Below are 12426 nucleotides of genomic sequence, written 5' to 3'. Positions count from 1 at the left end.
GCGCACCCACCGGCACACCCGTCGGTGGGTCATGACGCTTCGCGGTGCAGGACCAGCAGGGCGATGTCGTCGGCGCGCTGGCCGGTCGGCACCTCCTTGTCCAGGAGATCGTCGATGAGGGCCTCCAGGTCACGGTCGTCGGCCCGCGCCAGGTGGTGACCGAGGCGCGCGATGGACCGGTCGAGGTCGACGCCGGGCGTCTCGATGAGGCCGTCCGTGTAGAGCAGCAGTGTGGCGCCCGGGGGGAACGGGATCCCGGTGACGGGGAAGCCGGCGTCCGGGAGGATCCCGAGGAGCGGCCCGGGCTGCACGTCGACGGGCCGGGCGGTGCCGTCGGCCAGGCGCAGCAGCGGCGGCGGGTGGCCCGCGCTGGCGAGGGCGGCGTGACCGCGGGCGAGGTCGAGGTGGGCATAGAGGCAGCTGGTGAACAGCTCGGGGGCGAGGTCGGTGAGGAGCCGGTTGGTGCCGTCGAGGACCTGGTCGGGAGTGGTGCCGACGGTGGCGTGGGCGTGCACGCCGGTGCGGACCTGGCCCATGAGGGCGGCGGCGGCCACGTTGTGGCCCTGCACGTCGCCGATGACGGCCGCCGCGGCGGTGCCGCCGAGCCGGATCAGGTCGTAGAAGTCCCCGCCGATGTCCATGCCGCGGGTGGTGGGCAGATAGCGGGCGGCCACCCGCAGCCCGGCCACCGCGGGCAGGGTGCGCGGGAGCAGCGCCTGCTGGAGGCCGTGGGCGAGTTCGTGCTTGGTGTCGTACAGGCGGGCCCGGTCGAGGGCCTGGGCGATGAGCCCGGCGAGCGAGGTGAGGACGGCGCGCTCGTCGGCCGGGAACCGGCGCGGCTCGTCGTACGACAGGATGCAGCAGCCGACGGGCCGGCCCGAGATGACCAGCGGCAGGAAGGCCCAGGCCTGTTTGCCGCTGACCGGGGTGGCGTCGGGGTAGACGCGCCGCATCTCCTCCGCGTCGGAGAAGAAGGCGGGGATGCCGCTGCTCATCGCCCGGCCGGCGGGGGTGAAGCCGGTGGTGAGGGGAAGGGCGTCGAGCCGCTCGATGGCCTCGGGCGGGTAGCCGCGGTGGCCGGTGATGCGCAGCCGGCCCCCGTCGGCGGTGGAGAGCACGAGCCCCGTCGCGCCGAACGCGGGCATGATCTGGTCGGCGATCAGGTCGATGACGTCCCGGACGCCGACGACCTCGGTGAGCGCGGCGGCCAGGTGCATCACGTGGTAGAGCTGACCGGCGCGGGTCGGCGTCACGGTGCGGGTGGACCGCCGGGGGGCCGGCGCGGGCGGCAGCGCCGTGCCGCTCGGCACGATGCGGACGCTGATGCCGCTGGCGTCCGGGTAGAGGTGCAGCTCCAGCCAGGTGTCCGGCGGGCGGCAGGCGGCGAACGAGACGGGTTCGCGGCTGAGCACGGCCGCCCGGTACCGGTCCTCGTAGGCGGGGTCGTCGAGCCAGCGCAGCGACTGCCAGGGCCGGGTGCCGAGCAGCTGGTCGGCGTCGCGGCCGAGCAGTGTGCAGGCGCCGGAGCTGAGGTAGGTGAAGCGTCCCTCCAGGTCCAGGGCGCAGCTCCCGCCGGGCAGGCGCTCGACGAAGTCGGCGGCGGCCAGGACGGGGCCGCCCGCCGAGCGGTGGCCCGCCCCGGTGGGGACGACCCGCGGTCCGCCCCGGGCGGCGCCCTCCTCCAGGAGACGGGCGAGGGTCCGGCAGCTCGACTCGATGTACCGCCGTTCCCGCCCGGTCATGTACGCGGGCCGGTTGGCGGGCCACATCAGCAGCAGGGCCCCCCACCGGCGGCCGCCGGCGACGGGAGCGGCCGCCAGCGCGAGGGGGTACGGCAGCGCCATCGCGGTGCGCGGGTAGGAGTGGGTCATCTCCTCCTGGCTCCCCACCCACACCAGCCGGTCCTGGCGGACGGCGTCGGCCACCGGAGCGGGTGCCGCGACCGCCACCCGGCTCCAGGGCGCGGCCAGCTCCGCGGTCGCTCCGGAGAGCAGGGTGAGGCTGAGCACCTGCCCGTCCGGTTCGAGGAGGTACAGGGCGCCGATGGACGCGCCGATCTGCCGGACCGTCTCCGCGAACGCGGTGTCCAGTTCGCCGTGCTCGGTGGCCGGATCGATCGTGCTGCCGCCCATACCCGGACGCTACGCCTGTGGACGGCGGTCGGCACGCCGTCCGTCGCGGGCGGCGTGCGGCGGGCGGCGGGCGGCGGGCAGCCGGCGGCGGGTGGCGGGCAGCCGGTGGCGGGTGGCGGGTGGCGCGGACGGTACGAGCCGGACGGAGCGCCGGTCACGGGCGGGACGATGCGCCGCTCACGGACCGGCGCGGGCGGCCACGGGCCGGCCGCCGCCCGAGGGGGTGCCCCCGGTCATGGTGATCGGTCAGGACGCCGCGGCACGTGCCGGGCTCAGCGTGTGGCCGCGGTGACCGGGCCGCGCTCCGCGAACTGGGTGCGGTACAGCTCCGCGTAGCGGCCGCCCGCCGCCAGCAGCGTCTCGTGGGTGCCGCGTTCGACGATCCGGCCGTCCTCCAGGACCAGGATCCGGTCGGCGGTCCGCACCGTCGACAGGCGGTGGGCGATCACGATCGCGGTCCGGTCGCGCAGCGCCTCGGTCAGCGCCTCCTGGACGGCCGCCTCGGAGGTGTTGTCCAGGTGCGCGGTGGCCTCGTCCAGGACCACCACCCGCTGGCGGGCCAGCAGCAGCCGCGCGATGGTCATCCGCTGGCGCTCGCCGCCGGAGAGCCGGTAGCCGCGCTCGCCGACGACCGTGTCCAGTCCGTCGGGCAGGGCGCGCACGAGGGAGTCCAGGCGGGCCCGGCGCAGGGCGTCCCACAGGTCGTCGTCGGCGGCGTCCGGCCGGGCGAGGAGGAGATTGGCGCGGACCGTGTCGTGGAAGAGGTGCCCGTCCTGGGTGACCAGGCCGACCGTGCCGCGCAGCGAGTCGGCGCTCAGCTCGCGCACGTCGGTGCCGCCGACCCGCACGGCACCCGCGTCGACGTCGTACAGCCGGGGCAGCAGTTGCGCGATCGTCGACTTGCCGGCGCCGGAGGAGCCGACCAGGGCGACGGTCTGGCCGGGTTCGGCGCGGAAGGAGACGCCGTGCAGCACCTCGGCGCCGCCCCGGGTGTCCAGGGCGGCCACTTCCTCCAGGGAGGCGAGGGAGACCTTGTCGGCGGACGGGTAGCCGAAGCGGACGTCGTCGAACTCGACCGAGACCGGGCCGTCCGGCACCGGGCGGGCGTCCGGCCGGTCCTCGATGAGCGGCTTCAGGTCCAGCACCTCGAAGACCCGCTCGAAGCTGACGAGGGCGCTCATCACCTCCACGCGGGCCCCGGCGAGCGCGGTGAGCGGGGCGTACAGCCGGGTGAGCAGCAGGGCGAGGGCGACGACGGCGCCCGGCTCCAGGGCGCCGCGCAGGGCGAGGGAGCCGCCGAGGCCGTAGACCAGGGCGAGCGCGAGGGCGGAGACCAGGGTGAGGGCGGTGATGAAGGCGGACTGGGCGGTCGCGGTGCGGACGCCGATGTCCGCGACCCGGCGGGCCCGCTCGGCGAACTCGCGGGACTCCTCCTCGGGGCGGCCGAACAGCTTGACGAGGGTGGCGCCGGGCGCGGAGAACCGCTCGGTCATCCGGGTGCCCATCGCGGCGTTGAGCGCGGCGGCCTCGCGCTGCATGCGGGCCATCCGGCGGCCCATCCGCCGGGCGGGCACCACGAACACCGGCAGCAGCACCAGGGCGAGCAGGGTGACCTGCCAGGACAGGGTGAGCATCACGGCGAGCGTGAGCACCAGGGTGACCACGTTGCTGACCACGCCGGACAGGGTGTTGCTGAACGCCCGCTGGGCCCCGATGACGTCGTTGTTGAGGCGGCTGACGAGCGCGCCCGTGCGCGTGCGGGTGAAGAACGCGACCGGCATGCGCTGCACGTGGTCGAACACGGCCGTGCGCAGATCGAGGATCAGCCCCTCGCCGAGTCTCGCCGACAGCCGCCGGCCGAGGATGCCGAGGGCCGCCTCCACGACCGCGATCAGCGCGATGAGCAGGGCGAGCCGGACGACGGTGCCCCGGTCGCCGTCCGACACGAGTGCGTCGACGACCTGCCCGGCGAGCACGGGGGTGGCGACGGCGAGCAGTGCGGTGGCCACCCCGAGCAGCACGAACAGGGCGATGCGGTGGCGGTGCGGGCGGGCGAAGGCGCCGATGCGGCGCAGGGTGGCGGGGTCGAAGGGACGGCGTTCCTCTTGGGCGTTGAGGACGCTGTGCAGCTGTGTCCAGGCCGTGGTCTCCATGCTCATGGCGCCGACGCTAAGACCTCGACCGGGCTTCAGGTCAACAACCGGGGCACCGTGGGGTCCCGCCCCCGGGCGCGGGACCCGCGCGCCGGGCCACCCACCGACCCGCACCCGCGACCGGCCGCACCCGCGGCACCGCCCCGACCGCACCCCTACGGCACCGCCCGAGGGCGCCACCCCGGGGCACGTCACCGCGTCCCGTCCGGCTCACCCGGCGGTGCGCCCCCTCACCACGGCACGGCGCGCCCGTCGCGGAAGAAGCCGCCGGTCGGGCCGTTGTCGGGGAGGGTGGCCGCCCAGACGACCCCGGCGGCGCCCTCGGGAACCGGCCGCCCGCCGCCGCCCATGTCGGTGGCGGTCCAGCCCGGGCAGACCGCGTTGACCAGCACCCCGCGCCCGCGCAGCTCACCGGCGAGCAGCCGGGTGAGGGCGTTGAGGGCGGCCTTGGAGACGGCGTAGGCGGGGGTGCCGCCGGTCATGCCCTGGAGGGAGCCGGCCTCGCTGCTGACGTTGACGATCCGGGGGTGCGGGCTGCGCTCCAGCAGCGGCAGCAGGGCCTGGGTGACCCGCCAGGCGCCGAACAGGTTGGTGTCCAGGGCTCGCTGCACCTCGCCGAGGTCGGCAGTGCGGGCCCGGGCCCAGCTGTCGTAGAGGATGGCGGCGTTGTTGACGAGGACGTCCACCCGGCCGAGTTCCCGGGTGACCCATTCGGCCATCGCGTCGACGCTCGCCGCGTCGGCGACGTCGAGCTGGACGGGCACGACACGGGTGCCGCCCGGGTCGAGGCGGCCGGCGGCGGCCCGGCCCTTGGCGAGGTCGCGGGAGCCGAGGACGACACGGTGGTCCCGGTCCGCGAGCTGCCGTGCCACTTCGTAGCCGATGCCGCGGTTGGCGCCGGTCACCACGGCGACGGGCGGGCCCTGCGGGGTGCCGGTGCGTCGCGCTGCCACGGGATTCCTCCTGTCGTACGGGACAGTGCGCACCGTAGCGTGCCACCACCGGCGCCCGGGAAGGGCTGCCGCCGTGCCGGTCCGCACTGTCCGACGTCGTCCTGCCACCACGGCGGTCCCGGCCGTCCCGCGCTCCGCGGGGCGGCACGGGCCGGTGTCAGCGGACCGCCACCCGCACCGGTCCGCCCGCCGGATCGACCCGGTGGGTCCAGTGGGCCGGCAGTGTCAGGGACCGGCCGGCGGCGGCGCCGCGCACGCGCTGCCGGTGCAGGACGCGGCCGCCCTGGGTGATCTCGAGGAGCGGGCGGGTGAGCCGGGACGCCGTGCGCAGGGTGTACGGCAGGGCGTCGGCGGGGGTGACGCGGCTGGGGGTGATCCAGCGCAGCGGCGGATCGACGGTGAGCGGCACCCCGTCCGGCCGGGGGGCGCCCGGCCCGGCCGCCGTGCCGGCCCCCGGCCCGGCCGCGGCGAGCGCGGCGGTGACGGCGGCGGCGGCCAGCGCGCCCTCCCGGGCCGCCGTGGCCGCCCGCTCGACGGCGTGCAGCAGGTTGCCCGCGGCGAACACGCCGGGCCGCGAGGTGCGCAGGGCGCCGTCGACGGCGGGGCCGCGCGTGCGCGGGTCGAGGACCAGGCCGCCGCGCCGGGCGAGTTCGTGCTCGGGCACGAAGTCGCCGGTGAACACGACGGTGTCGCAGGGCAGTACGGCCGTACGCCCGTCGTGGTGGCGGACGCGGACGCCGGACAGGCGTCCGTGGCCGAGGAGTTCGGCGACCACGGCGCCGGTGAGCAGCGGGACGCCGCGGCGCAGCCGGGTGTCGAGGGCGCGCGCCGGTGCGGTCCGGTGCGTGGGCAGGTCGGTGACGAGGGCGACGACCTCGGCTCCGGCGCGGCGCGCGGTGTCGGCGGCGGCGTAGGAGACGTCCTCGGCGCCGACGATCACCACGCGGGTGCCGATCGGCTGCCGGTGGAGGTGCACGGCCCGCTGGAGTTCTCCGGTGGTGTAGACACCGGCCGGGCGGGTGCCGGGGACCAGGCGGGCCGCGCGGGGGCGTTCGCGGGCGCCGGTGGCGAGGACGACGGCCCGTGCGCGGAGTATCTCGGGGCCCTCGGGGCCGACCGTGGCGAGGTCCAGCGGACCGGCCCAGTCGAGGGCGGTCACTCCGGTGCGGACGACCGCCCCGGCGCGGACCGCGGCCTCGGCCAGTTCCCGGGCGAGGCGGGGTCCGGTCAGCGGACGCCGCCACGAGCCGAACCCGCCGTGCGCGCAGGTGCGGGGAGCTCCGCCGGGCGTCCGTTCCCGCTCCAGGACCTCGATGCGGCCCGCGCCGCGCGCGGCGAGCGTCGCGGCGGCGGTGAGCCCGGCGGGTCCGGCGCCGACGACGAGCACGTCGACCTGGCGTACGGCGCTCATGTGCCGCCCGCCTCGGCCGGCGCGCCGGGGGCCGGCGCGGCGTCGCGGCGGCCCGCCTCGAACAGCGCGCGCACGGCGGCCCCGCAGTGGAAGCCCTGGCAGCGGCCCGCGCGGGCGCGGGTGCGGCGGCGCAGTCCGTCGAGGGAGCGCGGCGGCACGGGGCCGGCGAGGGCGTCGCGGATCTCGCCCAGGGAGACCCGTTCGCAGTGGCAGACGAGGGTGCCGTAGGACGGGTCGGCGGCGATCAGGTCGGCGCGCTGGTAGGGGCGCGGGAACGCCTCGCCGAGGTTGGGCATGCGCACCGGCTCCAGGTCGCGCGCGGGGCCGGGGTCGAGGCCGGTCTCCCGCAGCAGGTCGAGGGTGTGTTCGGCCAGGGCGAGGGAGGCGGTGAGGCCGGTGGAGCGGATGCCGCCGACGGTGACCAGTCCCTGGGCGGGGTGGGCGCGGACCCGGTAGTCCTCGTGTCCGGTGGCGGCGCGCAGCCCGGCGTAGACGGCGGTGACCTCCTCGTCGAGCAGGGCGGGCAGGACCCGGCGGCCCTGTTCGCGCAGGGCGGCCAGGCCGTCGGCGGTGGAGCCGGTGGCCCGCTTGTCGTCCAGGTCCTCGGCGGTGGGGCCGAGCAGGACGTTGCCGTGGACGGTGGGGGCGACCAGGACGCCCTTGCCGAGGGCGGTGGGGACGGGCAGCAGGATGTGCCGGACCAGGGAGCGGGCGAACTTGTCGTAGACGATGAGCTGGCCGCGGCGCGGGGTGACGGTGAAGTCGTCGAGGCCGAGCCGCCGGTCGAGGGTGTCGGCGTGCAGTCCGGCCGCGTTGACGAGCCGGTGGGCGCGCAGGGTGCCCCGGGTGGTGGTCAGCTCGTGGACGCCGTCCCGCCGGGCGGCCTGCTCGACGCGGCACTCGAGGTGCAGGTGGACGCCGTTGCGGACGGCCTGGGTGGCGTAGGCGAGGGTGGTGGTCCAGGGGCAGACGATGGACTCGCCGGGGACGTGCAGGGCACCGAGGGCGCCCGGTCCGAGGTGCGGTTCGCGCGCGTACAGTTCGGCCGGGCCGAGCAGCCGGGTGTCGTGGCAGTCGTTGCGCGCGGCCTTCCCGGCGAGCCGGGGCAGGGTGGCGAGCTGTTCCCGGTCCCAGGCGACGAGCAGGGCGCCGACCCGTTCGACGGGGATGCCCGACTCGGCGGCGTAGGCGGTGAGCAGCCGGGCGCCCTCGCGGACCAGGCGGGCCTCCAGGGAGCCGGGGACGGCGTCGAAGCCGGTGTGCAGGATCGCGGTGTTGGCCTTGGAGGTGCCCTGGCCCACGTCGTCCTGCGCCTCGACGAGCGCCACCCGCAGCCGCGGGTGCCGGGCGAGGGCCCGGGCGATCGCGCTGCCGACCACGCCCGCGCCGACGACGGCGACGTCGTACGGCTGCGGGGGCAGTGGTCCGCCGGTGGTGACGACGGTCATGCGGGCGCCCCGTCGAGGAGGGCGGCCACGGCGGCGCGGAACCGGGCCCGGCGTTCGGCGGCCTCGTCGGGGCCGATGCGGGGCTCGTGGACGGCGGACGGTTTCCAGTCCGGCAGCGCGTCGGCGAGGCCGAGCCCGGGGGTGGCGCCGAGCCGGGCGAGGGCGCCGGCGCCGAGCGCGGTGGCGTCCGGCAGGGCGGACACCTCGACGGGGCGTTGCAGCAGGTCGGCCTGGGTCTGCAGGAGGAGCGCGGAGCGGGTCAGGCCGCCGTCGACGCGCAGGGTGTCCAGCGGGGTGCCGAGGTCGGCGGCGGCGGCGTCGGCGAGTTCGGCGACCTGGGCGGCCAGGCCCTCGCACAGGGCGCGCACCAGGTGGCCCGGGCCGGTGTCGAGGCCGAGTCCGGTGAGCGAGCCGCGCAGGTCGCCGCGCCACCAGGGGGCGGCGAGCCCGGCGAGGGCGGGCACGAAGGTGACGCCGCCGCTGTCGGGCACGCTCCCGCCGACGGGGTCGAGGTCGGCGGCGCCCTGGATGACGCCGAGGTCGGTGAGCCAGCGGACGGCGGAGGCCGCGGTGTAGACCTGCCCGTCGAGGCAGTAGCTGGTGTGTCCGGCGAGCCGCCAGGCGACGCAGCTCACCAGGCCGGAGGTGCCGCGGCGGGGCCGGTCGCCGGTGTGGGCGAGGAGGAACGCCCCGGTGCCGTAGGTGCACTTGGCGCCGCCGGGGGTGGTGATGCGCTGGGCGAGCAGGGCGGCCTGCTGGTCGACGGCGAGGCCGGTGAGGGGGACGGGGGCGCCGAACGCGGTGGTGGTGCCCACCTCCTGGGCTGCGTCGACGACGTCGGGGAGGCGTTCGCCGGAGAGGCCGTACACCTCCAGGGCCCGGGGGGACCAGGCCGTGCGGTCGAGGTCGAGCAGCTGGGTGCGGCCGGCGGTGGCGGCGTCGGTGACGTAGGCGCCGGTGAGCCGGTGGACCAGCCAGGTGTCGCTGGTGGTGACGACGCCCTCGGTGGTCAGGTGCCGTCGTATCCAGGCCATTTTCGGCGCGGCGAAGTACGGGTCCAGCGGCAGTCCGGTCAGCTCGCGCAACTCCTCGGCGTGCTCGGCGAGTTCCGCGCAGAGCGGCTCGGCGCGGCGGTCCTGCCAGACGAGCGCGTCGGTCAGCGGGCGGCCGGTGGCGGGGTCCCAGGCGAGGACGGTCTCGCCCTGGTTGGCGAGGCCGAGCGCGGTCACCGGTTCTCCGGCCTCGGCGAGTGCCCGGTTCCCGGCCGCGACCACCGAGTCGTACAGCTCGGCGGGGTCGGCCTCGACCAGGCCGCCCGGCAGGAAGCGGGGGCGGACGGCGGCGAAGCCGGTGCCGAGGATCCCGCGCTCGGGGCAGATCACCAGGGCCTTGGTGCCGGAGGTGCCCTGGTCGACGGCGAGCACCGGTCCTGTCATCGCGTCTCCCGCGCCGTGGTGATCACGGGGCGACAGCCTGCCGCCGTCGGCCACACCGCGTCAAGCGCCGCTGACCGACGGTCAGCACACGGGACGGGGCGGTGGCCGTTTCCCGGATGGCGAAACCGGCGTCTCATTCGGAACTGACGCCTCTATAGTGACGGCCGACCGAACACGATCTCCTCAACCGCCGCTCGGGGGAGGGCTGTTGTCACACCGATTTGTCACCCTGACCCGCCCGTTGACCGGGGCGGGAGGGTGATGGCCAGAGACGGAGCACGACCCGCCTACGATCCCGCCGGACCCGACACCGCCCTGCGCGCCGCCCTCCAGGAGGTGCGCGCCGGACGGTGGATGTCCATGCGCACCCTGCTCGCGGAGACCGCGTCGTGGGGGCAGTGGACGCAGCGCACCCAGGTCCTGGCGGCGGCCGCCGCCGGTACGGACGTGGTGCGGGCCTGGCTCGCCGAGGAGCCGCACAGTCTGCCGGCCGCCCTGATGCACGCCCGGGTGTCCGTCGAGCGCGCCCTGCGGGCCCACCGCGAACGGCACGGACGCACCACGGAGTTGTGGCACGACGCGTGGCGTGCGTGTGACGCGCTGACGCGTGCCGCGCCGCACGACCCGGTTCCCTGGGTGTGCCTGCTGGCGCTGTCCCGGCTCGACGAGGAGCAGCGCTGGGCGGAGCACCGGGTGGCGCCGCCGGAGCCGATGCTGCCGCCCGGCCCGTGGGGTCTGCTGGCGGAGGCCGACAAGCGCGACCCGTACAACCGCGAGGCCCACCACCGGATGCTCCAGTTCCTGTACGGCCGTTCGGTGTCCGGGCGGCTGGCGGAGGCGGTGGGCTTCGCGCACTGGGCGGCCGACGCCGCACCGCCGGGCTCGCCGCTGCACCTGCTGCCGCTGTACGTCCGGGTCGAGCGCTACCGGCGCGACGGCGGGCGCGACGCCGCACTGGACCTGCACTGGGTCGCCGAGGACGCCTCCCGGGAGGCGCTGCGGGCGTTCCACGGCTGGTTCGAGCCGGCCCCGGCCGCCGAGCGCGGCCCGCTCGACCTGAACCACCTCGCCCACGCCCTGTGGGGGGCGCTGCGGTTCGCCGAGGCGGACCGGGTGTTCGACGCGGTCGGCCCCTACTGGACGCCGCTGCCGTGGGCCCACCGCACCGCCGCGCCCGGCGACCACGCGCAGGCCGCCGAGGTGTTCCAGCAGGCCCGCGCCCGCAGCAGGTCGGGGGCCCGGCGCCCCTGACGTCCCCCGTTCCCCCGTCTTCCAGGAGGTTCCGCATGTCCCGCACCACCCTCGGCGTCCAGCAGCAGGACGAGGAGCAACGCCTGCGCGAACTCGGCTACCGGCCGGTGCTGGCCCGCCGGATGGGCGGCTTCGGCAACTTCGCGATCAGCTTCTCGGTGATCTCGATCCTGTCCGGCTGCATGACCCTGTACGGCTTCGGCATGGGCGCGGGCGGCCCCGCGGTGATGCTGTGGGGCTGGGCGGGCGTCGGCCTGTTCGTGCTGTGCGTGGGCCTGGCGCTGGCGGAGGTCACCAGCGCCTATCCCACCTCCGGCGCGCTGTACTACATGGCGGACCGGCTGGGCGGCCGGCGCTGGGGCTGGTACACGGGCTGGCTGAATCTGCTCGGTCTGCTGGGTGCGATCGCCGGCATCGACTACGGCGCCGCCCTGTTCACCGGCGCGTTCCTGAACCTGCGGTTCGGGTTCGAGCCGACCCCCGAGAAGACGATGCTGATCTTCCTCGTGATCCTGCTGCTGCACGCCGTGCTGAACCTGTTCGGGGTCCGGCTGGTCAGCGTGCTCAACTCGATCAGCGTGTGGTGGCACCTGGCCGGGGTCGCGCTGATCGTCGGCGCGCTGGCGATCGTCCCGGAGCACCACCAGTCGCCGTCGTTCGTCTTCACCGAGTTCGTCAACGACACCGGGTGGGACAACCCGCTGTACGTCGCCGCGATCGGCCTGCTGCTCGCCCAGTACACCTTCTCCGGCTACGACGCCTCCGCCCACCTCTCGGAGGAGACCGCCGGCGCGTCGGTGGCGGCGGCCCGCGGCATCGTCCGCGCCATCTGGGCCTCCTGGATCGCCGGGTTCGTCCTGCTCGCCGGGCTGACCTTCGCCATCCAGGACTACGACGCGACCCGGGCCAGCGAGACCGGGGTGCCGCCCGCGCAGATCCTGCTGGACGGGCTCGGCACCAACGGGGCGAGCGCGCTGCTGCTGGTGGTGATCGTGGCCCAGTTGTTCTGCGGCAACGCCGAGGTCGCCGCGGCCAGCCGGATGGTGTTCGCGTTCAGCCGGGACGGGGCGCTGCCGGGCTCGCGGCTGTGGCGGAAGGTCAGCGTGAAGACGCAGACGCCGGTCGCCGCGGTGTGGCTGTCGGTGGCGGTCGCCGCCGTGCTGGCGCTGCCGTCGCTGTACTCGGCGACCGCGTACGGCGCGGTGACCGCCATCAACGTCATCGGCATCACGCCGGCGTACGCCATCCCCATCCTGCTGCGGCTGCGCGCCGGGGACCGGTTCACGCCCGGCCCGTGGCACCTGGGCCGGTGGAGCAGGCCCATCGGCTGGACCGCGGTGGTGTGGGTGGCGTGTGTGACGGTGCTGTTCTGCCTGCCGCAGTCCTCGCCGGTCACGGTCGACACGATGAACTACGCGGCGGTGGCCCTCGCCGTCGTACTGGCGCTCGCCACGGTGTGGTGGTTCGTCGCCCGCCGTTCGTACGGAACGCCGACGACCGCGGCCTACGGATCGGACCGTGACCAGGCGGAACTCGCCGAGAACATCGTCTGAGGGGGGTGCGGCCGGAACCGGTCCCGGTACGAACAGGAGTGCCGGATACGGCAGGATGAACGGTCGCACATCCCGAAAGCGAGCAGGTG

General features: G+C 76.0%; 8 protein-coding genes. 2 read left to right on the top strand and 6 right to left on the bottom strand.

From position 1 onward, the window contains the following. Positions 1–29 precede the first annotated feature (29 nt). The 6 genes from SGLAU_RS28425 to SGLAU_RS28400 all read right to left on the bottom strand — a co-directional run bounded on the left by SGLAU_RS28425 (position 30) and on the right by SGLAU_RS28400 (position 9533). Positions 30–2132, bottom strand: a complete 2103-nt coding sequence (locus SGLAU_RS28425; RefSeq protein WP_043505390.1) for a SpoIIE family protein phosphatase — start codon at positions 2130–2132, stop codon at positions 30–32. A gap of 272 nt (positions 2133–2404) precedes the next feature. Continuing rightward, positions 2405–4291, bottom strand: coding sequence for an ABC transporter ATP-binding protein (locus tag SGLAU_RS28420; protein WP_043505389.1), 1887 nt, complete (start codon positions 4289–4291; stop codon positions 2405–2407). A gap of 224 nt (positions 4292–4515) precedes the next feature. After that, positions 4516–5238, bottom strand: a complete 723-nt coding sequence (locus SGLAU_RS28415) for an SDR family oxidoreductase (protein ID WP_052413929.1) — start codon at positions 5236–5238, stop codon at positions 4516–4518. A 157-nt stretch (positions 5239–5395) separates the two neighbouring features. Continuing rightward, positions 5396–6649, bottom strand: coding sequence for an NAD(P)/FAD-dependent oxidoreductase (locus SGLAU_RS28410; protein WP_043505388.1), 1254 nt, complete (start codon positions 6647–6649; stop codon positions 5396–5398). Then, a complete protein-coding gene (locus SGLAU_RS28405; RefSeq protein WP_043505387.1) occupies positions 6646–8097 on the bottom strand; it encodes an FAD-dependent oxidoreductase in 1452 nt (483 codons plus the stop codon). Before SGLAU_RS28405 ends, SGLAU_RS28410 begins: the two co-directional genes overlap by 4 nt. After that, entirely contained in the window at positions 8094–9533 is a 1440-nt protein-coding gene (locus SGLAU_RS28400; protein ID WP_043505386.1) for an FGGY family carbohydrate kinase, read from the bottom strand. Before SGLAU_RS28400 ends, SGLAU_RS28405 begins: the two co-directional genes overlap by 4 nt. Before the next feature lie 261 nt (positions 9534–9794). Between SGLAU_RS28400 and SGLAU_RS28395 the strand changes: the two genes are divergently transcribed. Together SGLAU_RS28395 and SGLAU_RS28390 are read left to right on the top strand one after the other, a co-directional pair. Next, a complete protein-coding gene (locus tag SGLAU_RS28395; protein ID WP_043505384.1) occupies positions 9795–10784 on the top strand; it encodes a hypothetical protein in 990 nt (329 codons plus the stop codon). A gap of 35 nt (positions 10785–10819) precedes the next feature. Next, the gene (locus tag SGLAU_RS28390; protein ID WP_043505383.1) at positions 10820–12337 is read left to right on the top strand and encodes an amino acid permease; all 1518 of its coding nucleotides are present in this window, start codon (positions 10820–10822) and stop codon (positions 12335–12337) included. The last annotated feature ends 89 nt before the right edge of the window (positions 12338–12426 follow it).

This window comes from Streptomyces glaucescens (genome assembly GCF_000761215.1).
GTDB lineage: Bacteria > Actinomycetota > Actinomycetes > Streptomycetales > Streptomycetaceae > Streptomyces > Streptomyces glaucescens_B.
Note: the sequence above shows the minus strand (reverse complement) of the source record. Positions and strands in the feature narration are given on the sequence as shown.